Raw genomic sequence first — 24,985 nt, forward strand, 5'->3', positions numbered from 1 at the left:
ACTCTGGGAGTGCGAACGATGTTTCGTCGGTTCTTGTCTAGAAACTGCCCCGATTGGGTGAATTTCCCTGCACGGCTGGACAGTTGAGGTGTGATCGCCCTCGACTGCTAGTCCTGTCTGCGCATCCTCCGGTCCAGCGCCAGCGACAGTTCCGCCTCCACCACGCTGCGGGCCAGTGGGCGCAGGCGGGGCAGGTCGGTTTCGGAGGCGTGGCGCAGGACCAGGTCGGTGAAGAGGTCCGCCAGGGCGTCGGCGTGGGTGCGGACCTGTTGGGCCGCGGCCAGGACCTCCGCGAGGGGGATGCCCTCGTGGACGAGGGCCGAGGAGACGTCGAGCAGGCGGCGGCTGATGTGGACGATCTCCTCGCCGTCGGTGCCGAGGTAGCCGAGTTCCATCGCGGCGGCGAGGTTCTCCGGTGTGGCCTCGCCGGCGAAGTGGTCGGCGAGTTCCTCCGGGGTGAGGTGGACCGGCTCCTCCTCGGTGGGGCCGCCGACGCCGAGCAGGTCGCCGACGTCCCGGCCGTGGTCGAAGGCCTCGGCCAGTTCGGCGATGCCGCTGAGGGTGTGGCCGCGCTCCAGCAGGGCCGTGATCGTGCGCAGCCGGGCCAGGTGGTGGTCGTCGTACCAGGCGATGCGGCCCTCGCGGCGGGGTGGCGGGATCAGTTTGCGTTCGCGGTAGAAGCGCAGGGTGCGCACCGTGATCCCGGCGAGGCGGGCCAGCTCTTCCATGCGGTATTCACGCTTCTCGGCCACCTGGGCACCTTAAGGCGTACCGAGGGTAACTTTCCTGGCCCCGCCCCCTACCCATCGGTACGCCGCTGCCCTACGCTCCCATTGCGCCAGTGTTCACTGGCGCGGTTCTCGTGGTGTGTGGAGGTGTCGGCATGGGCGAGCGCGAACGTGAGCACGTACGGGTCGCGGTGGTCGGGTCCGGGTTCGGCGGGCTGGGGGCCGCCGTGCGGCTGCGCCGCGAGGGCGTCACCGACTTCGTCGTCCTGGAGCGGGCGAGCAGTGTCGGCGGCACCTGGCGGGACAACAGCTACCCGGGGTGCGCGTGTGACGTGCCGTCCCACCTGTACTCGTTCTCCTTCGCGCCCAACCCCGACTGGCCGCGCACCTTCTCGGGGCAGCAGCACATCCGCGCCTATCTGGAGCACGTGACGGACGTGTTCCGGCTGCGGCCGCACATCCGCTTCGACTCGGAGGTGAAGCGGATGGCGTGGAACGCCGAGCGGCTGTGCTGGGACATCGAGACCAGCAGCGGCAGCCTGTCGGCGGACATGGTCGTCTCGGCCACCGGGCCGCTGTCCGACCCGAAGGTGCCGGACATCCCGGGCCTGGCGTCCTTCCCGGGCAAGGTGTTCCACTCCGCCCGCTGGGACCACGACTACGACCTGCGCGGCAAGCGCGTGGCGATGGTGGGGACCGGCGCCTCGGCCATCCAGATCGTGCCGTCGATCCAGCCGCAGGTCTCCCGGCTCACCCTGTTCCAGCGCACCCCGCCGTGGGTGATGCCCCGCATGGACCGGGCCATCAGTGACGCGGAGCGGTGGCTGCACCGGCGGCTGCCCTTCACTTCGCAGGTCAGGCGCGGACTGCTGTGGGGCATCCGGGAGTTGCAGGTCCAGGCGTTCACCAAGCGTCCGAACGAGCTGGGCTTCGTGGAGCAGCTGGCCAAGCGGAACATGGCCCGGGCGATCAAGGACCCGGCGCTGCGGGCCAAGCTCACCCCGGACTACCGCATCGGCTGCAAGCGGATCCTGCTGTCCAGCGAGTACTACCCGGCGATCGCCCGGCCGAATGTGGACGTCGTCGCGAGCGGCCTCGCCGAGGTGCGCGGTTCCACCCTGGTCGCCGCCGACGGCAGTGAGGCCGAGGTCGACGCGATCGTCTTCGGCACGGGGTTCCACGTCACCGACATGCCGATCGCCGACCGGGTCGTGGGCGCCGACGGGCGGACCCTCGCCGAGGCCTGGAAGGGCGGCATGGAGGCGCTGCGCGGCGCCTCGGCGGCCGGCTTCCCCAACTGGATGACGGTCATCGGGCCCAACACCGGCCTCGGGAACTCCTCGATGATCCTGATGATCGAGTCCCAGCTGAACTACCTCGCCGACTACGTCCGGCAGCTCGACGTCCTCGGCGGCCGGGTCGCCCTCGACGCCCGCCCCGAGGCCGTGCGCGCCTGGAACCACCGGGTGCAGGAGCGCATGAAGCGCACCGTGTGGAACACCGGCGGCTGCACCAGCTGGTACCTCGACGCCAGCGGCCGCAACACCACCATCTGGCCGGGCACGACCGCCGAGTTCCGGCGGGCGACGCGCCGGGTGGACCTCGCCGAGTACGACGTCCTGCGGGCGTCCGCGCCGAAGAAGGCCACGGAGGAGACCACGGCGGCGGGGAAGGCGACCGCGGCGGAGACGGCCACCGCGGCGGAGACGGCCACCGCGGTGAAGAACGCGGGGGTGGACGCGTGAGCCGCCTCCCGCATGTCGACTCCGGCGCCTACGCCCCGCCCGCCCCGGCGCGCGAGCTGACCGCCGTCTCCGCGGACGGTGCCCGGCTGCACGTCGAGATCCACGGGCCCGAGTTCGGCCCCGCCGTCGTCCTGGCCCACGGCTGGACCTGCTCCACCGCCTTCTGGGCGGCGCAGATCCGCGACCTCGCCGCCGACCACCGGGTCATCGCCTACGACCAGCGCGGGCACGGCCGCAGCCCCGCGAGCCCGGCGTGCAGCGCCGACGCGCTCGCCGACGATCTGGAAGCCGTCCTCGAAGCCACCCTCGCGCCCGGCGAACAGGCCGTGATCGCCGGGCACTCCATGGGCGGCATGACCGTGATGGCGGCCTCCGGGAGGCCCGCCTTCCGGGCGCACGCGGCCGCCGTCCTGCTGTGCAGCACGGGCAGTTCGCAGCTGGTCGCGGCCTCCACCGTCGTCCCGCTGCGGCCCGGGCCGGTACGCACCTGGCTGACCCGGCGGATCCTCGGCTCCCGCGCCCCGCTCGGGCCGGTCACACCACTGGCCCGCCGGATCCTCAAGTACGGCACGATGGGCCCCGGTTCGGCCCCCGACATGATCGAGGCGTGCGCCCGGATCGTGCACGCCTGCCCCCGCACGGTCCGCCACGCCTGGTCGCAGGTGCTGGATCTGCTCGACCTGGACCACGGCGTGCGGGAGCTGGACGTGCCCACGGCCGTGATCGTCGGTACGGCGGACCGGCTGACCCCGCCGGCGCAGGCCCGGGCCCTGGCCGCCGCGCTGCCGCACTGCACCGGGATCACGGAACTGCCCGGCATCGGCCACATGACGCCCGTCGAGGCGCCCGGACCGGTCACGCGCACCATCCGTGAACTGGTCCACGCACACATCCAGGTCGTCACGGAGGAGAGCGCATGAGCAGGGTGAGCCTCGAAGGCAAGGTCGCCGTGGTGACCGGGGCGGCGCGCGGCGTCGGGGAGTTGCTGGCCCGCAAGCTGTCCGCGCGCGGGGTGAAGGTGGCGCTGGTCGGTCTGGAGCCGGACGCGCTCAAGCAGGTCTCCGCGCGGCTGCACAGCGACAGCGACCACTGGCACGCCGACGTCACCGACCACGAGGCGATGGCCCGGGTCGCGGGCGAGGTCGAGGAGCGCTTCGGCCGGGTCGACATCGTCGTGGCCAACGCCGGTGTCGCCACAGGCGGTCCGTTCGCCGACTCCGACCCGGAGTCCTGGCGGCGGGTGATCGAGGTCAACCTGATCGGCTCGGCGGTGACCGCCCGTGCCTTCCTCCCGCTGCTGACCCGAAGCCGCGGCTATCTGCTCCAGATCGCCTCCCTCGCCGCGATCACCCCGGCGCCGATGATGACCGCGTACTGCGCGTCCAAGTCGGGCGTGGAGGCGTACGCGCACAGCCTGCGGGCCGAAGTCGGGCACCGGGGCGTGAAGGTGGGCGTCGGATACCTGTCGTGGACCGACACCGACATGGTGCGCGGGGCCGATCAGGACGACGTGATGCGGGAGTTGAGGCAGCGGCTGCCCTGGCCGTCCAACAAGACCTACCCGCTCGGCCCGGCCGTGGACCGGCTCGTGGAGGGGATCGAGCGGCGGTCGAGCCATGTGTACGGGCAGTGGTGGCTGCGCGGGATGCAGGGCGTGCGCGGTTATCTGCCCGCGGTCATCGGCACGGTGGGCCAGCGCGAGATGCGGCGGTTCGCGGACCGGCTGACCGGCATGCGCACGGGCCTGGTCGGAGCCGGTGGGGCGGCCGACGAGCAGCAGCGCACTACGCTCCGTAAGTGATCGACATGCGCAGCGTCACGGCCCGTGTGAATCTGATCGAGCCAGATCCCCTCACCCCCAACGGGAGTGAACCCACATGGGTATGAAGGACCAGTTCCAGGAGAAGTCCGAGCAGTGGCAGAACCAGGCTCGCCAGAAGGCGGACCAGGCTCGCGAGCAGATGCAGGGCCGCGGTCGCCGGCGCGACGAGGACATGGACCCCTCGCAGCCGCAGCGCGACCGTGACCGCGAGCGCTCCGAGCCGCAGCGCGAGCGTGAGCGTGAGCAGGAGGACCGCTTCGACCAGGACTACGACGTCTGACGTCACGCGGTGAAGGAAGGGGGCGCCCCCGAGCGGGGCGCCCCTTTCCGCTGCGTCGCCCGCCGGTCCGTTCGTCGCCCGCCGGCCCGCCGGTTCACGGCCGGGGCGGCAGCTTCGGGCGGGAGCGGTCCGGTACGTCGCTGTAGGTCGGCGGCGTCGCCGGGGGGTTGCTCTCCAGCAGCCCGAGCGCCAGCTCCACCGCGTCGGTCAGCTGGGCGTGCCGCCCCTCGGCCCAGTCCAGCGGGGTGCGCAGGACGTCGATGTCGGGGGCGACGCCCTTGTTCTCCACGGACCAGCCGTAGGCGTCGAACCAGGCGGCGTTCATCGGCACCGTGATCACCGTGCCGTCGCCCAGCTCGTGGCGGCCGGTCATGCCGACCACTCCGCCCCAGGTGCGCTGCCCCACGACCGGGCCGAGCTTCAGCAGCTTGAACGCGGCCGTGATCATGTCGCCGTCGGAGGAGGTCGCCTCGTCCGCCAGGGCCACCACCGGACCCCGTGGCGCGTTCGAGGTGTACGACACCGCCTGGGCGTCCCGGGTCAGGTCCCAGCCCAGCACGGTCCGGCTCAGCGTCTCGACGACCAGCTCGCTGATGTGGCCGCCCGCGTTGCCGCGCACGTCCACGATCAGCGCCGGGCGGGACACCTCCATGCGCAGGTCGCGGTTGAACTGCGCCCAGCCCGAACCGCCCATGTCCGGGATGTGCAGATAGCCGCAACGGCCGCCGCTCAACTCCCGCACCACCGCACGGCGTTTGGCCACCCAGTCCTGGTAGCGCAGCGGCCGCTCGTCGACGAGCGGGACGACCGCGACCCGCCGGGGCGGGCCCTCGCCCCCCGCCGGGCGGAAGGTCAGCTCTACCGTCGTACCGCCCGCGCCGGCCAGCAGCGGGTACGGGCCCGCGTCCGGATCCACCGGGCGGCCGTCGACGTGGGTGAGGAGCGCGCCCTCGCGGATGCCCGTGCCGGCCAGCGGGGAGCGGGCCTTGGAGTCGGAGGAGTCGCCGGGCAGGATCCGCTTGACCATCCAGCCGCCGTCCCGGCGCACGAAGTTGGCGCCCAGCAGGCCCTGGCGGCGCTGGTAGTGCGGCGGGCCCTCGTTGCGCCGGGCGGCGGCGACGTAGGCGTGGGAGGTGCCGAGTTCGCCGAGGACCTCGCGCAGCAGGTCGGCGAACTCGTCGGGGGAGGCGACCCGTTCGACCAGCGGGCGGTACTGGTCCAGCACCCCGTCCCAGTCGATGCCGCACATGCCCGGGTCCCAGAAGTAGGCCCGGATCAGCCGCCCGGCCTCCTCGTAGGACTGGCGCCACTCCGCCGCCGGGTCGGCCACGTGCAGGATGCGGCGCGCGTCGATCCACACGGTGGAGTCGCCGTCGCCCGGTTCGTTGGCCGGGACCGCGCGCAGCTCGCCCTCGTCGACGATCACCAGTCGGCTGCCGTCGCCGCTGACCGCGAACCAGTCGAGGTGCTGGGCGAGTTCGGACTTCTTGGCCTTGGTGATGCCGAAGTGCTCCAGGGTCGGCCGGCCGCTGGTGTCGTCCGGGTTGGCGAACGTCTCGCCGAGGGCGCCCGAGATCGGCCAGCGCAGCCACACCAGCCCGCCGCCCGCCACCGGGTACAGCGCCGAGTACTTGGAGGCGGCCACCGGGAACGGCGTGACGCGGCTCTCCAGTCCCTCCACCTCGACGGTCACGGCCCCGTTGTCGCCGTTGTCGTCGTCCTCCACCGGGTCCAGGCCCCCGGCGGCCGGGCGGCCCTCCGGGTTCACCGCGAACGGGGAGGGCGTCGCGGAGGACAGCGGCACCAGGTACGGGCGGCAGCCCAGCGGAAAGGACAGGTCGCCGGTGTGCACGTCGTAGACGGGGTCGAAGCCGCGCCAGGACAGGAAGGCGAGGTAGCGGCCGTCGCGGGTGAAGACCGGGTTCTCGTCCTCGAAGCGGCCGTTGGTGACGTCGACGATCAGCCGGTCGGCGAGCCGGGCCATCTTGATCTGCCGCAGGGTCCGCCCGATGCCCGGGTGCGACCAGGTGAGCCACGCCCCGTCCGGGGAGAACGCGAGGTCGTGCACGGGCCCGTTCACGGACCGGATGAGCTCGGTGACCTCGCCGTCGGAGTCCTCGGTGACGTCGACGAGGAGGAGCCGGCCGTCGTGCGAGGCGACCGCGAGCCGCTGGCCCTCCGGGTCCGAGACCAGCTCCCGCACCCGGCCCAGTGCTCCCGGGGCCAGCCGCCGGGGTGCCCGGTCGCCGCTGGCCCGGGGCAGGGAGACGATCTCTACGGCGTCCTCGCCCTCGGCGTCGGTCACGTACGCCACCCGTCCGCTGCCGCCGAGCATCTCCGGCAGCCGTACCCGCACGCCCGGGGTGTCGGTGAGGGCGCGGGCCGGGCCGTCCCGGTGGGTCAGCCAGTAGAGGCTGCCGCGCACCACGACCGCGCCGGCCCGTCCGGTCTCGTCGACCGAGAGCCCGTCGATGTGCCGGGACGCCGCCACCTGGTAGGGGCGCCGCCCCGTGCGCGGCCCGCTCAGCCGGACGTCCAGCCGGCGCGGCTCGGAGTCCGGGGACAGGTCGTCGACGATCCACAGGTCGCCCGCGCACTGGTACACGACCCGGGTGCCGTCGCTGGCGGCGTGCCGGGCGTAGAAGGCGTCGTGGTCGGTGTGCCGGCGCAGGCCGGAGCCGTCGGGGGCGCAGGAGTAGAGGTTGGCGACCCCCTCGTGGTCGGAGAGGAACGCGATCCGGCCGCCGACGAACATGGGGGAGTGCAGATGGCCGCCGAGGCCCTCCAGCAGGCGTTCGCCGTGCAGCCAGAGCCTGCCCGTGGCGCCGCCGCGGTAGCGCTTCCAGGAGGCCGGTTCGTGCGGCGGGGTGCCGGTCAGCAGCAGGGACCTGCGCTCGCCGTCCACGTCGGCGACCTGGATGTCGGAGACCGGCCCCCAGGGCAGTTTGCGGCCCGGGTCGCCGTCGGGGGAGACCTTGTAGGCCCAGGTGTAGTAGGAGAAGGGCTCGCCGTGGGAGGCCACGGCCAGGATCTCGCCGTCCGGTGTCCAGCCGCAGACCCGGGTGTCGGCGCTGCCCCAGTGGCTCACCTGGCGGCCGGGGCCGCCGTCCACCGGGACGACGTGGACCTCGGGCACCAGGGTGCGCCAGCTCGTGTACGCCAGGTGGCGGCCGTCCGGCGAGAAGCGCGGGTGGCCCAGCTTGGTCCGGTCGACGGTGAGCCGCCAGGCCCGGCCGGGGGAGTCGAGCGGGGCGAGCCAGAGGTCGTCCTCGGCCACGAAGCACAGCAGGTCGTCATGGAGGTGCGGCAGACGCAGATAGGTCACGTCCTCATGCTTTGCCGGGGGACGGACCAGGGCAACTCCAGGCGAACCGACCGCTGTGACCCGGCAGATGTACGAAACGGTTTCGTTTTCATGAGGGGTGCGCTACCTTGGCGGTGTACGAAACAGTGTCGTTCGGAGCAGGAAGGCGGAAGAGATGACTGAGGTCGCCACCGCGCGTCGCAGTCGGATCACCCCCGAGCGTGAGGCCGAGCTCTACGCGGCCGTGCTCGACCTGCTCCGCGAAGTCGGCTACGACGCCCTCACCATGGACGCCGTGGCGGCGCGCACCCGCTCCAGCAAGGCCACCCTCTACCGCCAGTGGGGCGGAAAGCCCGAGCTGGTGGCGAAGGCGATCCGGCACAACAAGCCGGGCAGCATCGCCGACATCGACACCGGATCCCTGCGCGGCGACCTCCACGCCCTCACCGCCCGTGAGGACGACTGCGCCATGCAGCAGAACGCCGCGCTGATGCGGGGCCTGTTCATGGCCGTGCATGCCAACCCGGACCTTCTCAGGGCCTTCAAGGAACTGCTCATCGAGCCGGAGATGGAAGAGTTCCACCGGGTGGTGCACAGAGCCGTCGACCGCGGCGAGGTCCGCGCCGACTGCCCTGCCTTGGACTACGTGGTGCACATGCTCGTGGGAGCTTTCGCCACGCGCACGCTGATCGACGATCAGCCGCCGACCCAGGCCTTCCTCACCTCGTACATCGACGCCGTGGTCCTCCCCGCCCTCGGCGTGCCCACCGAGTAGTCCCCCTCGCCCCACCCCTTACCTGACGTCTCCGCTCATGTCGTCGGGCTGATCACCCCTGCCCTGAAGACCACACGACTGACCGGGAGTACGCCCTCGTGGCCACTTTCCTCTACAAACTCGGCCGGCTCTCGTTCCGGCGGCGGCACTTCGTCGCCCTGATATGGGTGGCGCTGCTGACCCTCGCCGGTGTCGGCGCGGCCGGCGCGCCCACCGCGGGCAACAGCTCGTTCTCCATCCCCGGCACCGAGGCCCAGAAGGCCTTCGACCTGCTGGAGCAGCGCTTCCCCGGCACCAGTGCCGACGGCGCCACCGCACGCGTCGTCTTCAAGGCGCCGAGCGGCGAGAAGATGACCGACCCGGGCAACAAGGCGACGGTCCGGGACACGGTGAAGGAGCTGTCCGACGGCTCCGACGTCGTCCGCGTCACCGACCCCTACCGGGCGAAGGCCGTCAGCGAGGACGGCACCATCGCCTACGCGCAGGTGTCGTACAAGGTCTCCGGCATGGAGCTGGACGACGCCGCGAAGGACGCCCTCAAGGACACCGCGCAGGACGCGCGCGAGGCCGGGCTGACCGTCGAGATCGGCGGTGACGCGCTCCAGGCCGTCCCGCACACCGGCTCCAGCGAGGTCATCGGCATCGCGGTCGCCGCGGTCGTCCTGGTCATCACCTTCGGCTCACTGGTCGCGGCCGGGCTGCCGCTGCTGACGGCGCTCATCGGCGTGGGCATCGGCGTCTCCACGATCACGGGCCTGGCCAGTGCGCTGGACCTCGGCTCGACCACGTCCATCCTGGCGATGATGATCGGCCTGGCCGTCGGCATCGACTACGCGCTGTTCATCGTCTCCCGCTACCGCGCCGAACTGGCCGAGGGCCGCGAGCGCGAGGAGGCGGCGGGCCGGGCCGTCGGCACGGCGGGCTCCGCGGTGGTCTTCGCGGGTCTGACGGTGGTGATCGCGCTGGTGGGCCTGTCCGTGGTCAACATCCCGATGCTGACGAAGATGGGCATCGCGGCGGCGGGCACCGTGGCCATCGCCGTGCTGATCGCCCTGACGATGATCCCGGCGCTGCTCGGCTACGCGGGCCGCAAGGTCAGGCCGATGGGGGAGAAGGGCAAGCTCCTCGGCCGGGCGCGACACAAGGACCGGCCGGCCAAGCCGAACCTGGGCACGCGCTGGGCGAGCTTCGTCGTGCGCCGCCCGGTCGCCGTCCTGCTGCTCGGCGTCGTCGGCCTCGGCGCGGCGGCCGTCCCGGCGACCTCCCTGGAGCTGGGCCTGCCCGACGACGGCTCCCAGCCCACCTCCACCACCCAGCGCCGCGCCTACGACCTGCTGTCCGAGGGCTTCGGGCCCGGCTTCAACGGCCCGCTGATGGTCGTCGTCGACGCGAAGGGCAGCGAAGACGCCAAGGCGGTCTTCGCCGAGACCCGCGACGAGATCAAGGGCCTGAAGGACGTCGTGACGGTCACGCCGGCGCAGCCCAACAACCCCGGCGACACCGCCACCATCACCGTGATCCCCGGCTCCAAGCCGTCCTCGGTCACCACGGAGAACCTGGTGCACGGCATCAGGGACGCGGGCGCGGGCATCAAGGCCGACACCGGCGCGAACGTCCTGGTCACCGGCAGCACGGCCATGAACATCGACGTCAGCGAGAAGCTCAACGACGCACTCGTGCCCTACCTGGTGCTGGTGGTGGGCCTTGCCTTCCTGCTGCTGATCGTGGTCTTCCGCTCGATCCTGGTCCCGCTGAAGGCGGCCCTCGGCTTCCTGCTGTCGGTGATGGCGGCCCTCGGCGCGGTCGTCGCGGTCTTCCAGTGGGGCTGGCTGTCCGGCCTGATGGGCGTGGAGCAGACCGGGCCGGTCATGTCGATGATGCCGATCTTCATGGTCGGCGTGGTCTTCGGTCTGGCCATGGACTACGAGGTGTTCCTCGTGACCCGGATGCGCGAGGCGTATGTCCACGGTGAGAAGCCGGCCCAGGCCGTGGTCACCGGGTTCCGGCACGGTGCGCGCGTCGTCACCGCCGCCGCGGTCATCATGATGGCCGTCTTCGCCGGGTTCATCGGCTCCTCCGAGTCGATGGTCAAGATGATCGGCTTCGGCCTCGCGACCGCGGTCTTCTTCGACGCGTTCGTCGTCCGCATGGCCATCGTCCCGGCCGTCCTGGCCCTCCTCGGCCGCAAGGCGTGGTGGCTGCCGAAGTGGCTCGACCGCGCGCTGCCCAACGTGGACGTCGAGGGCGAGGGCCTGCGCGCCGCCTCCGGCGACGCCGACGGAGACAGGGAACTGGTCCGCGTCTGACAACGCGCGAGAGGACCGGCCGGTGAGGGCACCCGTGGGGACGGAGCGCCCTCACCGGCCTCTCACCCGGGCATATCGACTTCGGCCCACACCGTCTTGCGCGGGTGCGGGCCCGGTGTCACGCCCCAGCGACCGGCGAGGGCGGCCACGACGACGAGGCCCCGGCCGCTGGTGGCGTCCGGGGCCGTCCGCCTGAGATGGGGGAGTCGGTCACCGCGCGTGTCCGTGACCTCGATACGGAGGGTGCCGCCGACGACGTGGAGCGTCAGCCGGAAGTCCCGGCCGGGGACGCGCCCGTGGGTGGCGGCGTTGGTCGCGAGCTCGGCGACGATCTGCTCGGCAGGGCTCAAAGGCAGTCCCCACGCGCGGAGTTGTTCCGTGGCGAGGAGACGGGCGAGCCGGGCTCCCCGGGGCGTGGGCGAGAGCAGCAGGCTGAGGTTGCGGATGGTGGTCTCCTGGTTCATGTGACTCAGCGTGGCGGAGTCCGTGCCCCGGGACCGGAGACAGCGGGTGTGCGTATCGCTACTGTCCGGGGTTTGTCTCGTGCTGTCTCGGCTGTCCCGGGCGTTGTGCGGGTACGGCTGCGCGATGGAGGTGGGGCATGAACGAGGCTGTGGACGAGGCCGGCTGGGATGTCGAGCCGGGCGACGAGATCGAGCCGCTGGTCCAGGCGGTGGGGAAGCTGCTGAAGGTGTGCCGGGAGGCGGCGGGCCTGCGGGTCGCCGAGCTGGGCGAGGTGCTCGGCTATGGCGAGGACATGATCCGCAAGATGGAACGCGGGGCGCGGATTCCCCGGCCGGAGTACCTGGACAGGGTGGATCAGGTGCTGAACGCCCAGGGGCACCTGAGGGCGTTCATGAAGGACATGGAGAGGGCTCGGTATCCGAAGAGGGCCCGGGAACTGGCGCAGTTGGAGGAGCGGGCGGTGGAGATGCTGCTCTACTCCACGCATCACATCCACGGCCTGTTGCAGACGCCCGAGTACGCCGAGGCGATGTTCGAGAACCGGCTCCCCGCGCTGTCGCGAGACGTGGTGGAACGCGCAGTCGCGGCACGGATGGCCAGAAAATCCGTGTTCGATCGGGACCCTGCTCCGGCTTTGAGTTTCGTCCAGGAACAGGTGACGCTGGAACGCCCTCTCGGAGGCAGGATGGTGTTGCGCTGACAACTCGAACACCTGCTGGAGGTGGGAGAGTCGCGGACCATCTCGCTCCAAGTGATGCCGACTGATCGTGAGGAGCATGCCGGTATGCACGGGCTGATCGAAGTGCTGAGGTTCTCGGACGGTACGGGGGTCGGTCGTTCTGACGGTGCGTTCAACGGCCGTCCCGTCTCAAGTCCGCGAGACCTCAGGGTCCTTGAACTGCGCTATGGGATGATCCGGGCGCAGGCTCTCTCTCCGAGGGAGTCGCTGGCCTTCATTGAGCAAGCGCTGGGGAGACTATGAGCGCCACCGAACTCCACTGGGTCAAGAGCAGCTACAGCAGCGGACCTGACCCCGGCGACTGCGTAGAGGTCGCCCACACCCCCGCCACGATCCACATCCGCGACTCCAAGACCCCGGGCACTCCCTACGTCACGGTCGACTCCACCACGTGGGCGTCGTTCCTGACGTACGTCACCGAGTGACGGCCGGGGCCGCACGCCGTCGCCGACGACGAGCGGCCCTGCCCGTGGTTCCTACGCCGCCTGGGGGTGGAGCACCACCTTCGTGTAGCCCTCGACGCGCTTGTCGAACTTCTCGTACGCCGACGCCGCCTGGTCGAGCGGCAGTTCGTGCGAGACGACGAAGCTGGGCTTCGCGCGATCCTCGATGATCATGTCCCGCAGGTGCCGGTTGTACCGCTTGACGTTGCACTGCCCGGTGCCCATGCGGAGCCCCTTCTCGAAGAGGCGCCCGACGGCGACCATCAGCATGCCCTTCTTGGCCTGCTCGTCGGGACCGCCCGGGTCGCTCGGGACGTACAGACCGGGCACCCCGAGAGCACCCGTCGGCCGGACCGTCTCGACCAGGGAGTTCAGCACGACCGCCGGTTCCTCACGGTCCTCGCCCTCCCCGTGGGCCTGGGCCTGGTAGCCGACGGCGTCGATTCCCTTGTCGGTTCCCTGGCCGCCGGTCTGTTCCTTGATCTGCTCCGCCGGGTTGCCCTGGGTGAAGTCGACCGGGACCGCGCCGATCTCCTCGGCCTTCTGGAGGCGTTCCGCCACCCGGTCGACCACGAAGACCTTGCTCGCCCCGCGCAGCATCGCGGAGTAGGCGGCCATCAGCCCGACCGGACCGGCGCCGTACACGGCGACCGTGTCACCGGGCCGCACGTCGGCCAGTTCGTTGCCGTGGTAGCCCGTCGGGAAGATGTCCGCGAGCAGGACGAAATCGGTCTCCTTCTCGGTGCCCTCCGGGAGCTTGAGACAGTTGAAGTCGGCGTACGGCACCCGTACGTACTCCGCCTGGCCTCCGGTGTAGGGCCCCATCGCGACATAGCCGTAGGCCCCGCCGGCGAAGCCCGGGTTCACCGTCAGGCAGAAGCCCGTGAAGCCCGCCGAACAGTTCTTGCAGAACCCGCAGGCCACATTGAACGGCATGACCACCCGGTCGCCCTTGCTGAGGGTGGTGACCCCCTCTCCTGTCTCCTCGACGACGCCGAGGTTCTCGTGGCCGAACACGATGCCCGGCTCCGCGGCCGTGCGGCCCTCGTACATGTGCAGGTCGGAGCCGCAGATGGCTGTTGACGTGACCCGGACGAGCACATCGTTCGGGTGCTGAATGCGTGGATCCTCCACTTGCTCGATCGCTACCTCGAAGGGCCCCTTGTATACGACAGCCCTCATCGTCAAGCACCTCCGTCTGTGCCGTGGCTCATATACCAGGCTGGTGCATGATGAGACGATTTGCACCCAGAGGAGAAAGGAAGTAGGGCTTTGTCTCGTCGTATAGGCACCCTTCTCGTGGCGGTCTCCGGACTGTCCGGCACCACCTACCCGGTCGGCACCCGTGTGGCCATCCAGGGCAACGGCGGATCCGTCGACGGCTTCGTCGACGGCGACTGGCTGCCGCTCGCCTGGTGGGAGTTCGCGGACGTCCGCCCGGAGGACACCACCGGCTGAAACGGCCTCGCGTGCCGTCTACACGTACCGCTAGCGTGCGGGGCATGACGACGACAGCCGCCACCGCCGAAGGTTCTGGAGCTCATCCCCGATTCGCCGATGCCCTGCGGGAGCTCGGGCTCGGAGACCTCCTCCAGCAGGTCCGCAGGTTTCCGGAGGCCACGCGCACCGCCGAGGAGGCCGCCGCCGCGATCGGGTGCGAGCTGAGCCAGATCTGCAAGTCGCTGATCTTCGCAGCGGACGATGTGCCGGTCCTGGTGCTCATGGACGGCTCGTCCCGCGTCGACCTCGAACTCGTCCGCAAGGAGCTCGGCGCCGACAAGGTCACCCGGGCCAAGGTGGACGTCGTACGGGAGACCACCGGGTACGCCATCGGCGGTGTGCCGCCCTTCGGGCACCGGACCAGGACCCGCGTGCTCGCCGACCGGTCCCTGCTGGAGCACGACGTCGTCTGGGCGGCGGCCGGGACGCCGTACTCCGTGTTCCCCATGGCCCCCGAGGACCTCGTCACCCACGCCGGCGGCACCCTGGTGGACGTGCGCGAGCGCACCGCGTGACACCCCTGGTCACCGCCGCCGTCCTGCTCGCCGCCGTCACACACGCCAGCTGGAACGCCATCGCCCACAAGATCACCGACAAGCTGGCCGGCTTCACGCTGATCTCGGGCGGCGGGGTCGTCATCGGGCTGGCCCTGGCACCGTTCGTGGCGTTCCCGGCGGCCGGAGCGTGGCCGTATCTGCTCGCCTCCGCCGCCGTCCACATCGCCTACTACGCCCTGCTGATGACATCCTTCCGGCTGGGCGACTTCGGGCAGGCCTACCCCATCGCCCGGGGCACCGCGCCCCTGGTCGTGACCCTGCTCGCCGCCCTCTTCGCGCACGAGGTGCCCGACGGGTGGGCCGCCGCCGGGATCGCCCTGTCGTGCGCGGGCCTGACCGGCGTCGCCCTGTGGGGACTGCGCGGGCGGCGGCCCGACTGGGCGGCGATCGGGGCGGCCCTGGCGACCGGGCTGACCATAGCGGTGTACACGGTCCTGGACGGGCTGGGCGTACGGGCCTCCGGGTCCTCCCTCGGGTACATCGCCTGGCTGATGGCGGTGCAGGGGGTCGTCATCCCGGCCTACGCGGCATGGCGCCGGCGCGGTGACACGGTCGCCCTGCTCCGGCCCTTCGCCGCGGTCGGGCTGCTCGGCGCCGCGCTGTCCGTCGCCGCCTACGCCCTCGTCCTGTGGGCCCAGACCAGGGCCCCCCTCGCGCCGATCGCGGCGCTGCGCGAGTCGTCGGTCATCGTGGGCGCGGCCATCGGGGCGGTGTTGTTCAAGGAGCGGTTCGGTGCGCCGAGGATCGCGGCGGCCGGGCTGCTGGTCGTCGGGATCGGGCTGATGCTGCACGCCGGATAGGCCCGTCAGCCGGGTGCGTCCGGACCGTGCGAGGAGCACCCTGGAACTAAGGGTTCCGGAGGTGATCGTCATGATGCACACCACCGTGGGGTGGCACGTCGAGATGGAGTTCGCGGAGGACGACCAGCACACGCGAGCGGCCGCGATGGTCCGCCTGCCCGACGGCACCGAGGTACGGGGGCACGGGCACGCCAGCCGGCACCGGACCGACGCGAATCAGCCGAGGGTCGGGGAGGAGATCGCCGGGGCCCGGGCCCTCAACGAACTCGCCATGGCGCTGCTGACCAAGGCCCACGAGGAGATCGACCAGGCGTCCGGCCGGACCTCGCACCCCATCCACGTCTGACGGGTGCGTTCGCACGCTCCCGCGGCGGGCCGAGCGCCGAGACGACCTGGCCGCGCACGGCCCCAGCGCCCCGCCGGGCGGTGAGGGCGACCGGGGCCAGGAGGTCTCGGAACAAGTCGATGAGTACCGGGCACGAGCAGGCCGCCGGGCACGGGCAACGGGTCGCCCAGCTGATCAGGGCCTGACCACCCCGGGGACCGTGAACCGCGCCCCCCGCACGGGCACTGCGCCGTGCGGGGGGCGCGCCGCGTCGGCGTCGAGACGCAGGCGAGCCCCTGTCACCGCACCGGTCCGCGCGACGGGCCGGACAGGCTCCTAGGCAGACGCGTCCAGCACCCCGCGCACCGCCCGCACCAGCCCCTGCGCCCGAGGATCCGCCGTCACGGTCTTGCGGAAGCCGTTGGTGACGTAGCCGAAGGCGATCCCCGTCTCCGGGTCGGCGAAGCCGAGGGCGCCGCCGCGGCCCGGGTGGCCGAAGGAGCCCGGGGCGAGGAACGGCGAGGCGCTGCCGTGCAGCATGTAGCCGAGGCCGAAGCGGGTGCCGACCACCAGAACCCGGTCGGGGCCCGCCGACTCCTCGGCCCGGGCCCGTTCCACGGTCTCCGGCGTGAACAGGCGCGCGGCGCCGGCCGTGTCGCCGATCAGGGTCGCGTAGAAGCGGGCCAGTCCGTCCGCCGTCGCGATGGCGTTCGTCGCGGGCAGGGCGGACGCGCGGTAGGCGGGGTCGTTCTGGTCGGGGAAGGGGGAGATCGCGGCGAAGGCCCGGCGGGTGAGCGAGTCCGGGTCCTCGTAGGCCTCGGTGACCGAGCGCTTCGGGCGGGCGCGCAGGCCCCCGGCCGGTTCGGCCCCCTCGACACGGCCCACCCGTCCCACCCGGCCGGCCTCCGACTCCGGCAGCCCGAGCCAGAGGTCGAGGCCCAGCGGGCCGGTGACCTGCGACGCGAGCCACTGCCCGGTGCCCTGCCCGGTGACGCGCCGCACGAGTTCGTCGAGCAGCCAGCCGTAGGTGAGCGCGTGATAGCCATGGTCGGTGCCGGGCTCCCAGGCGGGGGCCTGTGCGGCGACCGCCTCCGGGCCCCTCAGCGGGTCGAGGGCCTCCTGCGGGGTGAGCGGCCGGTCGAGGACGGGCAGCCCCGCGCGGTGGTTCAGCACGTGCCGGACCAGCACCCGCTCCTTGCCCCGCGCCTTGAACTCCGGCCAGTAATGCCCCACCGGCGCGTCCAGGTCGAGCTGCCCGCGCTGGTGCAGCAGCAGGAGCACGGCGGCGGCGACCCCCTTCGTCGCCGAGCGCACGACCTGGGCCGTGCCGCGCTCCCACGGGGCCGTGCCGTCGACGTCCCTGGTGCCGCCCCACAGGTCGACGACCTTGTGCCCGTCCCGGTAGACGGCGACCGCCGCGCCCCGGTCCCCGAGCGTGGCGAAGTTCCGTGCGAACGCGTCCCTCACCGGCTCGAAGCCCTCGGCCACTGTGCCGTGCACGTCCACGCCCGTACTCCTCGTCTCGCCGCTGTGCCGGTCGTCGTACTCCCCTCTAGCCAAGCAGGATGGTCACGTCGATGTTCCCGCGGGTCGCGTTCGAGTACGGGCAGACCTCGTGGGCCGCGTCCACCAGCCTGGTCGCGAGGCCCGTGTCGACGACCGGCAGGGAGACGCTCAGGGCGACCGCGAGGCCGTAGCCGCGCTGCTGGTTGGGGCCGATGCCGACCTTCGCGGAGACCGTGGAACCGGTCAGGTCGTAGCCCTCGCGGTTGCCCACGAGCATCAGGGCGCTGTGGAAGCAGGAGCTGTAGCCGGCCGCGAACAGCTGTTCCGGGTTGGTGCCGTCGCCGTCGCCGCCGAACTGCGGGGGCATGGCGACCTTGAGGTCGAGCTGACCGTCCTGGCTGGTGACATAGCCCTCGCGGCCCCCGTGGGCGGTGGCCTCCGCCACGAACATGATCTTCGTCGGGCGGGTGTCGACGGCGGGGCCGTCAGTCATGCTGTCCTCCCCCGGAACCAGGTGTGCACCAACACATCGTGCACAAGGTACTGGCCGGTAACTCCCGTGTCGTGCCCAGGGGGTGGCAACCGGGGGTAACCCTCAGCGGGCCCGGTCCGCCGCCGACCCGGCCCGCTCGGCCAGCCGCCACAGCTCCGCGCGCAGCCGCCCGGCCTCCGCCGCGTCGAGCCCCGTCGTGGTCAGCAGCGCGCCGGGCACCCGCCCCGCCCGCTCGCGGAGTTCCTCCCCGCGCCCGGTCACGGCCACGAGCACCGAGCGCTCGTCCCGCGCCGACCGCTCACGCCGGAGGAGACCTGCGGCCTCCAGGCGCTTCAGCAGGGGCGAGACCGTGCCGTAGTCGAGGCGCAGGGCCGCGGCCAGTTCCTTCACCGTGGTCTCGCCGCGCTCCCAGAGGACCAGCAGCACCAGGTACTGCGGATAGGTGAGGCCCAGCTCGTCGAGGAGCGGGCGGTACGCCGCCGTCACCGCGCGCTGGGCGGCGTACAGCGCGAAGCACAGCTGCTCGTCCAGCAGCAGGGATCCGTCGCTCTCCTCGTTGGTCACGCGCCCATTGTCAGGGACGGGCACCGGCCGCAGGGACGGAACGCGGATCGAAACCGAACGGCAGCTCCAGGCGGTGGGCCCGCATCAGCTCCTCGTCGGCGAGCAGCTCGTTCGTCCTTCCGTCGGCCGCGATCACCCCGTCGCTGAGGATCAGGGAGCGCGGGCACAGCTCCAGGGCGTAGGGCAGGTCGTGCGTGACCATCAGCACGGTCACGTCCAGCGAGCGCAGGATGTCCGCCAGCTCGCGGCGGGAGGCGGGGTCGAGGTTGGAGGAGGGCTCGTCGAGCACGAGGATCTCCGGCTCCATCGCCAGCACCGTCGCGACGGCCACCCGGCGCCGCTGCCCGAAGGACAGGTGGTGCGGGGGCCGGTCCTTGAACCCGGCCATGCCGACCCGCTCCAGGGCCCGCTCCACGCGCTCCTCCAGCTCGGGCCCCTTCAGCCCGGCCGCCGCCGGCCCGAACGCCACGTCCTCCCGGACCGTCGGCATGAAGAGCTGGTCGTCCGGGTCCTGGAAGACGATGCCGACCCGGCGCCGGATCTCGGCCATGTGCTGCCTGCCGACGGGCAGCCCGGCCACCCGCACCGTGCCGGCGCCGCCGGTCAGGATGCCGTTGAGGTGCAGCACGAGGGTCGTCTTGCCGGCGCCGTTCGGACCGAGCAGCGCGACCCGCTCGCCGCAGGCGATCGAGAAGTCGACGCCGAAGAGGGCCTGGTGGCCGTCGGGGTAGGCGAAGGCGAGTCCGAGGACCTCGAGGGAAGCAGTCACAGGATCCATCCCAGCAGACAGACGAGGAGGGCGGCGCAGGGGAGGGCGAGGGCGTACGACCACTGCGCCCGGGACGCGGTCACCTCGTCGATGACCGGCATGGAACCGGCGTAGCCGCGGCTGACCATGGCCAGGTGCACCCGCTCGCCGCGCTCGTAGGAGCGGATGAACAGCGCGCCCGCCGACTTGGCGAGCACGCCCCAGTGCTTGACGCCCCTGGCCTCGAAGCCGCGTGACTCCCGGGCGATCCGCATGCGCCGCATCTCGTCGGTGATGACGTCGCCGTAGCGGATCATGAAGGACGCGATCTGCACGAGGAGCGGCGGGAGTTTGAGGCGCTGGAGGCCGAGGAGCAGTTCGCGCAGTTCGGTGGTGGCGGCCAGCAGCACCGAGGCCGCGACGCCGAGCGTGCCCTTGGCGAGTACGTTCCAGGCGCCCCACAGTCCGTTCACGCTCAGGGACAGGCCGAGGACGTCGACCCGCTCGCCCTCCGCCACGAACGGCATGAGCACCGCGAACGCGACGAACGGCACCTCGATCAGCAGCCGCCTGAGCAGGAAGCCGGCGGGCACGCGCGCGACGTACGCGACGGCCCCGAGCAGCACGGCGTACAGCCCGAACGCCCACATCGCCTCGCGCGGTGTCGACACCACGACGACCACGAAGGCGAACACGGCGGCGAGTTTGGTGTGCGGCGGCAGGCCGTGCACGGGAGAGTGCCCGTGCCGGTACAGCTTGTGCGCGTGCCCGGCTCCCATGTCAGACGCTCGTCACGCTCGTCGTGTCGGCCGGGGAGGTGGCGTTCGCACGGCGGCGGCGCACGGCCCAGAACACACCCGTGCCCGCGACGACCGTGACGCCCACCCCGATGACGCCCGCGAGCCCCCCGGACAGGCGGGCGTCGTCGACGTCCTTGACGCCGTAGTCGGCGAGCGGCGAGTCGGCCGCCGTGTGCTCCTCGGCCTTCTTGTCGAGGCCCTGGTCGGCGGCGACCTTCTCCAGACCGTCGGGGTCCGCGGAGGCGTAGAAGCTGACGAATCCGGCCAGGACCAGGGAGGTCACCAGGCCGGCGGCCCACACCCCGCGGTGCGAGGTCCGGGCGGCCACGGGGGCGGGCTCGGCGCCGGGCGCGTCGACCAGCTCGCCGTTCACCCGCAGCTTGAGCTTCCGCGTCAGCCCGCGCGCCCCGTACACCAGGTCGGGGCGTACGGCGATGACCGCGCCGACGGTCAGCGCGGTGATCGCCGCCTCGCCGATGCCGATCAGAACGTGCACACCGATCATGGCGGTGGCGACCTTGCCGATGGAGACGTCGGTGGTGCCGCCGATCGCGTACATCAGGGTGAAGGCCAGCGCGGCGGCCGGGACGGAGACCAGGGCCGCGACGAAGGAGGCCGCGGTGACCGACCGGCGGGTGCGGGGCAGCACCTTCACCAGGCCGCGGAAGAGGGCGTAGGCGACGACGGTGGTGACGATCGCCATGTCGGTGATGTTCACGCCGAGCGCGGTCAGACCGCCGTCCGCGAAGAGGATGCCCTGCATCAGCAGCACGACGGACACACACAGGACCCCGGTGTAGGGCCCGACGAGTATCGCCGCCAGCGCACCGCCGAGCAGATGGCCGCTGGTCCCGGCCGCGACGGGGAAGTTCAGCATCTGCACGGCGAAGATGAACGCCGCGACCAGTCCGGCCAGCGGCGCCGTGCGCTCGTCGAGTTCGCGGCGTGCGCCGCGCAGGCTCACGGCGACGGCGCCCGCGGCGATCACACCGGTGGCGGCGGAGGTGGGCGCGTTGATGAATCCGTCAGGTACATGCACCGTTCGATGATGTGGCTTGATGCGAACGATTTGCAAGAGCGTGATGCTTGTTTCATCTCATCGGCGATATATCCGCCTCAAGAGGCACAATCCGGAAAATATGGGACATTGGAGGGGGAGTGGACGCACGGTTTCCACTTGGATCACGCACGGTGAAGGGGCCGTCCGATGTCCGTAGTCGAGCAGTACGCGCGAGCCCACATCGTCACGGACGCGCCCGTCCCGCTCGTCGACGAGCTGGAGGCGATTCCGGTCACCCTGCGGTACGACCCCGACCGCGACCCCCGGTCGGTGCGCGTCGGGTTGCCGGGGGCCGGGGGCCGCGAGTGGACCTTCGGCCGCGAGCTGTTGGAGGAGGGGCTGCGCGCCCCCGCCGGCAGCGGTGAAGTGCGGGTGTGGCCGTGCGGCCGGGTGCAGGTCGTGGTGGAGTTCCACTCCGCGCAGGGCGTGTCGGTGGTGCAGTTCGAGCGGCAGGCGCTGCTGCGGTTCCTGCGGCGGACGTACACGGCCGTCGCGGAACCCGTCACGCACTGACCCGGGCTCAGCCGCCCTTCTTCAGCAGCGCCGCCACGATCGGGCCGGCCGTCGAACCGCCGTGTCCGCCCTGCTGGACCACGCCCGCGGCGGCCAGGTCGCCCCGGTAGGCCGTGAACCAGCCGTTCGGCTTCTTCTGCCCGTCGACCTCGGCCGAACCGGTCTTCGCGCCGACATCCCCGCCGACCCCGGCCATCGCCTCCGCGGCCGTGCCGTACGCGGCCGTGTACGCCATCAGTTCACGCAACTGGGACAGGGTGCCCGCGGACATCGTGCGCGCGGCCTTCGCCAGCGGCCGCCCGTCCATCTGCGGGGAGACCAGATAGGGCTGGTGGAAGGTGCCGGACTTCACCGTCGCCGACACCGACGCCATGTTCAGCGGGTTCATCCGGACCCCGCCCTGCCCGATCAGCGAGGCGCCCATCTGGGCCGCCGACTGCACCGGCACCGCGCCGTCGAAGGACGGCACACCGATCGCCCAGTTGTTCATCCCCAGGCCGAAGACCTGCTGGGCCTGCTTGGTGAGGTCGTCGTTCTTCAGCTTCGGCGCCTGACTGATGAAGGCCGTGTTGCAGGAGCGGGCGAAACTCGCCTTGAAGGTGCCGTTCTTGATCTCGAACTTGTCGTCGTTCTGGAACTTCCAGTGCCCGTACGTGAAGTACTTCGGGCACGGGTGCTTCTTGTCCGGCGAGGCCAGACCCTTCTCGATCAGCAGCGAGGAGGTGATGACCTTCATCGTGGAGCCGGGGGCGAGGGAGCCCTGGAAGGCGGTGTTGAAGCCGGGCGAGGCGTTGGCGGCGGCCAGGATCTCGCCGGTCGACACCCGCAGCAGGACCACCGACGACCTGGCCTTCTTGGCGACCTGCTGTTCGGCCGCCGCCTGCAGGGCCGGGTCCAGCGTGGTCTTCACGGTGCCCGGGGTGCCCTCGCTCAGCTCCAGCAGGGTCTTGTCGGAGAGGTCCTTCGCCTTGGCGGCCTTCCCGCGCACCACGCGCAGTTCGACACCGGCCTTGCCGCCGGCCTCCTTGCCGTACTTCTCGCGCAGTCCGTCCAGGACGGGGCCGATCGAGGCGTACTTCTTCGTGGTCAGTTCGCCGCCGTCCCGGTCGAGGGCCTTGACCGGGGGCGTGCCCGCCGCGCCGGTGACCAGCGTGTCGCCGTCCCTCAGGTCGGGGTGGACGACCGCCGCGTGCCAGTCGACCAGGGGCTTTCCGTCGCCGGCGCGGCGGACGACGGTCAGCGCGCTGTCGTACGCCAGCGGCTTCTCGGTGCCCTTGTACGCCACCGTGGCCTTGACGGTGAACGGCACCTTGTCACCCGCGCGGGTGCCCGGGGTGAGGGTGACGTCCTTGATGTGGGCGTCCTTGGTGTAGCCGGTGAGCAGCGGCCGGGCCGCCGCCGGGTCGTCGGTGGCCGAGGCGGCCCGGTCGGCCTTGCCGGACTGCCAGGCGGTGAGGAAGGCGCGGGCGGTGGTGGTGACCTCGGCCGGGGACAGCGGGCCGGTCTTCACCTCGGGCTTCCGGTCCGGAGCGTGCGTCCCGTCGTCGGCGGCGGCACCGCCGCCGAACAGAGCGTAGGCACCGAACCCGGCACCGCCGACGACCACGGCGATCATCCCGCCGACCACGGCGGGTCCCGTCTTCCGTCGCTCGGCGACGCGCCTTCTGTTGCCCACTGCTGTTCGTTCCTCCGCGAATCCCCAGGGTCCCCGTTGCCCTCGGCTGTCCCAACGACGGCCACCACCCTAGAGTCCCGTCCTGTGGGGGTGAGATCAGCCACCCGTTCGTAGCACGGCTGCGACAATCGGCCCGGCCGCGTCGCCGCCGTGCCCGCCCTCCTCGGTCATGGCCGCAGCGGCGATGTCGTCACGGAAGCCGGTGAACCAGCTGTTGGACCTGGCGTTGCCGTCGACCTCGGCGGAACCGGTCTTGGCGCCGATGTCGTCGCCCAGTCCGGCCATGGCCGGCGCGGCCGTGCCCTGCGTGGCGGTCAGCCGCATCATCTGCTTGAGCTGGGAGGCGGTGCTCGCCGGCAGTCCTCGGGCCTGTGCCAGCTCGCGGCCGTCCAGCTTCGGCGAGACGAGGTAGGGCTGGCGGAAGGAGCCGGTGATCGCGGTCGCCGTCACGGAGGCCATGTTCAGCGGGCTCATCTGGACCTGGCCCTGCCCGATGGCACCCGCCGCCCGGTCCGGCCCGTCGACCGCGGGGACACTGCCGTCGAAGGAGACGACGCCGGTCTTCCAGTTGTCCCGGCCCAGCCCGAAGCGCTCCTCGGCCTCCCGGGTCAGCGAGGCGTCCGTGAGCGGCTTCTCGTCGATGAGCTTGATGAAGGCGGTGTTGCAGGACCGCATGAAGCTGTTGGCCAGCGTCGCGTTCTCGTCGGGTTTCATGTTCGTGAGGTTCTTGAACGTCTGGCTCTGCCACACCGCGGTGTCGGGGCAGGGGGCCGGGCCGTTCATCGAGGTCACGCCGTTGTCGATCAGCATCGCGGCGGTGATGATCTTCATGGTGGAGCCGGGCGCCGCCTGGCCTTCGAAGGCCGCGTTGAAGCCGTCCGTGCGGTGGTTGGCCACGGCCAGCACCTCTCCGGTGCTCGGCTTGACGGCCACCACCGACGACTGGGCGAACCGCTTGACCGCCTTCTCGGCCGCCGACTGCGCGCTCGGGCTGATGGTGGTGACGAGCTTGCCGGGCTTGCCCTTGGCGACGGTGAGCAGCGGGGTGTCGGGGGCGCCGTTGCCGGGGTGCCGGACGACCAGCTCGATGCCGGGGGTGCCGCCGGCCTCGTCGCCGTACTTCTCGCGCAGGGCGTCGAGGACCGGGCCGAGGGAGGGGTACTTCTCCTTCGTCAGCACGGAGCCGTCGCGGCCGACGGCCTCGATGGGCGGGGTGGCCGACGTGTCGGTGACGAGGGTGTCGTCCGCCCGCTTCAGCTCGGGGTGCACGACGGACGGCTGCCAGTCGACCAGCGCCCGCCCGGTGGTGAGGCCGCGCACGACCTTCAGCTCGCTGCGGTAGCCGAGCGGCTCGGTCTTCCCGTCGTGGACGACCTTCGCCTTCACCGCGTAGGGCACGGTGGTGCCCCTGGCCGCACCGGGCGTGATCTTCACGTCGGTGAGATGCGCGTCGTCGCCGAAGGCGGTGAGCAGCCGCTCCGCGGCCGCGTCGTTGTTCGTCAACGAGGCTGCCCTGGCGGCCTCGCCCTTCTCCCAGGCCGCGAAGAACTCGGCGGTGGTCTCCTCGACCTCGTCCTTGCCGGGCGGCCCCGTCTTCTTCGCGGCGACCCCGCTGCCGCCGTCGCCGCTCAGCGCGCTCACGATGTTGAAGGCCCCGTACCCGGCCCCACCCACCATCACCGCGAACACCCCGCCGACGACAGCGGCCTTGACCCCCTTGCCCATTGGGCCGTCCCCTCCCCGTTGAGCCTCACCCGTTCGATTGAACGCGTTCAGAAAGCTCGATCCCGGGGTGCACTCTAAGCGCAAGCGGTTACTGGAGGGCAGTGAGTTTCGA

General features: G+C 71.6%; 24 protein-coding genes and 1 pseudogene. 13 read left to right on the top strand and 12 right to left on the bottom strand.

What is annotated here, in order from left to right; genetic code table 11:
• Nucleotides 1-107 precede the first annotated feature (107 nt).
• Nucleotides 108-728, bottom strand: a complete 621-nt coding sequence (locus AC0665_RS34270) for a MerR family transcriptional regulator (RefSeq protein WP_478609878.1) — start codon at nucleotides 726-728, stop codon at nucleotides 108-110.
• 155 nt (nucleotides 729-883) lie between these two features.
• On the opposite strand from AC0665_RS34270, the gene AC0665_RS34275 reads away from it, so the two are divergent.
• From AC0665_RS34275 to AC0665_RS34290, 4 genes are all read left to right on the top strand, one after another.
• Nucleotides 884-2,473, top strand: coding sequence for a flavin-containing monooxygenase (locus AC0665_RS34275; RefSeq protein ID WP_478706518.1), 1,590 nt, complete (start codon nucleotides 884-886; stop codon nucleotides 2,471-2,473).
• A complete protein-coding gene (locus AC0665_RS34280) occupies nucleotides 2,470-3,393 on the top strand; it encodes an alpha/beta fold hydrolase (RefSeq protein WP_468636503.1) in 924 nt (307 codons plus the stop codon). The genes AC0665_RS34275 and AC0665_RS34280 overlap by 4 nt, the downstream gene beginning before the upstream one ends.
• Entirely contained in the window at nucleotides 3,390-4,274 is an 885-nt protein-coding gene (locus tag AC0665_RS34285; protein WP_468636505.1) for an SDR family oxidoreductase, read from the top strand. Before AC0665_RS34280 ends, AC0665_RS34285 begins: the two co-directional genes overlap by 4 nt.
• A gap of 76 nt (nucleotides 4,275-4,350) precedes the next feature.
• Nucleotides 4,351-4,575 (top strand): hypothetical protein, encoded by a 225-nt coding sequence (locus AC0665_RS34290; protein WP_468414441.1) that lies wholly within the window; start codon nucleotides 4,351-4,353, stop codon nucleotides 4,573-4,575.
• 94 nt (nucleotides 4,576-4,669) lie between these two features.
• Here AC0665_RS34290 and AC0665_RS34295 read toward each other — a convergent pair whose 3' ends face one another.
• Nucleotides 4,670-7,900, bottom strand: coding sequence for a S41 family peptidase (locus tag AC0665_RS34295; RefSeq protein WP_478609653.1), 3,231 nt, complete (start codon nucleotides 7,898-7,900; stop codon nucleotides 4,670-4,672).
• A 154-nt stretch (nucleotides 7,901-8,054) separates the two neighbouring features.
• On the opposite strand from AC0665_RS34295, the gene AC0665_RS34300 reads away from it, so the two are divergent.
• Both AC0665_RS34300 and AC0665_RS34305 read left to right on the top strand, forming a co-directional pair.
• A complete protein-coding gene (locus tag AC0665_RS34300; RefSeq protein ID WP_468414437.1) occupies nucleotides 8,055-8,654 on the top strand; it encodes a TetR/AcrR family transcriptional regulator in 600 nt (199 codons plus the stop codon).
• Nucleotides 8,655-8,752: 98 nt separating this feature from the next.
• Entirely contained in the window at nucleotides 8,753-10,960 is a 2,208-nt protein-coding gene (locus tag AC0665_RS34305) for an MMPL family transporter (RefSeq protein WP_478706519.1), read from the top strand.
• A gap of 62 nt (nucleotides 10,961-11,022) precedes the next feature.
• Here AC0665_RS34305 and AC0665_RS34310 read toward each other — a convergent pair whose 3' ends face one another.
• On the bottom strand, nucleotides 11,023-11,424 hold the full coding sequence (locus AC0665_RS34310; RefSeq protein ID WP_468636512.1) for an ATP-binding protein: 402 nt from the start codon (nucleotides 11,422-11,424) through the stop codon (nucleotides 11,023-11,025).
• A gap of 137 nt (nucleotides 11,425-11,561) precedes the next feature.
• Between AC0665_RS34310 and AC0665_RS34315 the strand changes: the two are divergent.
• Nucleotides 11,562-12,407 (top strand): annotated as a pseudogene (locus AC0665_RS34315) (helix-turn-helix domain-containing protein).
• Nucleotides 12,404-12,589 (top strand): DUF397 domain-containing protein, encoded by a 186-nt coding sequence (locus AC0665_RS34320; RefSeq protein ID WP_478706520.1) that lies wholly within the window; start codon nucleotides 12,404-12,406, stop codon nucleotides 12,587-12,589. Before AC0665_RS34315 ends, AC0665_RS34320 begins: the two are co-directional and overlap by 4 nt.
• 51 nt (nucleotides 12,590-12,640) lie before the next feature.
• Here the strand turns inward: AC0665_RS34320 and AC0665_RS34325 are convergent, their stop codons facing one another.
• The gene (locus AC0665_RS34325) at nucleotides 12,641-13,789 is read right to left on the bottom strand and encodes a glutathione-independent formaldehyde dehydrogenase (RefSeq protein ID WP_468636516.1); all 1,149 of its coding nucleotides are present in this window, start codon (nucleotides 13,787-13,789) and stop codon (nucleotides 12,641-12,643) included.
• Between the two features lie 90 nt (nucleotides 13,790-13,879).
• Between AC0665_RS34325 and AC0665_RS34330 the strand changes: the two genes are divergently transcribed.
• From AC0665_RS34330 to AC0665_RS34345, 4 genes are all read left to right on the top strand, one after another.
• A complete protein-coding gene (locus tag AC0665_RS34330; RefSeq protein ID WP_030844968.1) occupies nucleotides 13,880-14,065 on the top strand; it encodes a hypothetical protein in 186 nt (61 codons plus the stop codon).
• Nucleotides 14,066-14,109: 44 nt separating this feature from the next.
• Nucleotides 14,110-14,622 (top strand): YbaK/EbsC family protein, encoded by a 513-nt coding sequence (locus AC0665_RS34335; RefSeq protein ID WP_478609662.1) that lies wholly within the window; start codon nucleotides 14,110-14,112, stop codon nucleotides 14,620-14,622.
• Nucleotides 14,619-15,464, top strand: coding sequence for an EamA family transporter (locus tag AC0665_RS34340; protein ID WP_478706521.1), 846 nt, complete (start codon nucleotides 14,619-14,621; stop codon nucleotides 15,462-15,464). The genes AC0665_RS34335 and AC0665_RS34340 overlap by 4 nt, the downstream gene beginning before the upstream one ends.
• 70 nt (nucleotides 15,465-15,534) lie before the next feature.
• A complete protein-coding gene (locus AC0665_RS34345) occupies nucleotides 15,535-15,810 on the top strand; it encodes a DUF1876 domain-containing protein (RefSeq protein ID WP_363119345.1) in 276 nt (91 codons plus the stop codon).
• Between the two features lie 315 nt (nucleotides 15,811-16,125).
• Here AC0665_RS34345 and AC0665_RS34350 read toward each other — a convergent pair whose 3' ends face one another.
• From AC0665_RS34350 to AC0665_RS34375, 6 genes are all read right to left on the bottom strand, one after another.
• Nucleotides 16,126-17,295 carry a serine hydrolase domain-containing protein gene (locus AC0665_RS34350; RefSeq protein ID WP_478706522.1) on the bottom strand — a complete coding sequence of 390 codons (1,170 nt, stop codon included), beginning with the start codon at nucleotides 17,293-17,295 and terminating at the stop codon, nucleotides 16,126-16,128.
• Nucleotides 17,296-17,341: 46 nt separating this feature from the next.
• Nucleotides 17,342-17,788, bottom strand: a complete 447-nt coding sequence (locus AC0665_RS34355; RefSeq protein WP_478706523.1) for an organic hydroperoxide resistance protein — start codon at nucleotides 17,786-17,788, stop codon at nucleotides 17,342-17,344.
• Between the two features lie 102 nt (nucleotides 17,789-17,890).
• Complete coding sequence (locus AC0665_RS34360) at nucleotides 17,891-18,352, bottom strand: MarR family winged helix-turn-helix transcriptional regulator (protein WP_468636527.1); 462 nt, start codon at nucleotides 18,350-18,352, stop codon at nucleotides 17,891-17,893.
• A 10-nt stretch (nucleotides 18,353-18,362) separates the two neighbouring features.
• On the bottom strand, nucleotides 18,363-19,130 hold the full coding sequence (locus tag AC0665_RS34365; RefSeq protein ID WP_478706524.1) for an energy-coupling factor ABC transporter ATP-binding protein: 768 nt from the start codon (nucleotides 19,128-19,130) through the stop codon (nucleotides 18,363-18,365).
• The gene (gene cbiQ, locus AC0665_RS34370) at nucleotides 19,118-19,879 is read right to left on the bottom strand and encodes a cobalt ECF transporter T component CbiQ (RefSeq protein ID WP_478509430.1); all 762 of its coding nucleotides are present in this window, start codon (nucleotides 19,877-19,879) and stop codon (nucleotides 19,118-19,120) included. Before cbiQ ends, AC0665_RS34365 begins: the two co-directional genes overlap by 13 nt.
• Nucleotide 19,880: 1 nt before the next feature.
• Nucleotides 19,881-20,939, bottom strand: a complete 1,059-nt coding sequence (locus AC0665_RS34375; RefSeq protein WP_478706525.1) for an energy-coupling factor ABC transporter permease — start codon at nucleotides 20,937-20,939, stop codon at nucleotides 19,881-19,883.
• A 168-nt stretch (nucleotides 20,940-21,107) separates the two neighbouring features.
• Here AC0665_RS34375 and AC0665_RS34380 point away from each other — a divergent pair, with 168 nt between their 5' ends.
• Complete coding sequence (locus AC0665_RS34380) at nucleotides 21,108-21,473, top strand: SsgA family sporulation/cell division regulator (protein ID WP_468414411.1); 366 nt, start codon at nucleotides 21,108-21,110, stop codon at nucleotides 21,471-21,473.
• 7 nt (nucleotides 21,474-21,480) lie between these two features.
• Here the strand turns inward: AC0665_RS34380 and AC0665_RS34385 are convergent, their stop codons facing one another.
• Both AC0665_RS34385 and AC0665_RS34390 read right to left on the bottom strand, forming a co-directional pair.
• On the bottom strand, nucleotides 21,481-23,148 hold the full coding sequence (locus AC0665_RS34385) for a penicillin-binding transpeptidase domain-containing protein (protein WP_478609677.1): 1,668 nt from the start codon (nucleotides 23,146-23,148) through the stop codon (nucleotides 21,481-21,483).
• 96 nt (nucleotides 23,149-23,244) lie between these two features.
• Complete coding sequence (locus AC0665_RS34390) at nucleotides 23,245-24,873, bottom strand: penicillin-binding transpeptidase domain-containing protein (RefSeq protein ID WP_478706526.1); 1,629 nt, start codon at nucleotides 24,871-24,873, stop codon at nucleotides 23,245-23,247.
• Between the last annotated feature and the right edge of the window lie 112 nt (nucleotides 24,874-24,985).

The sequence above is a fragment of the Streptomyces sp. NPDC043685 genome (genome assembly GCF_056436585.1).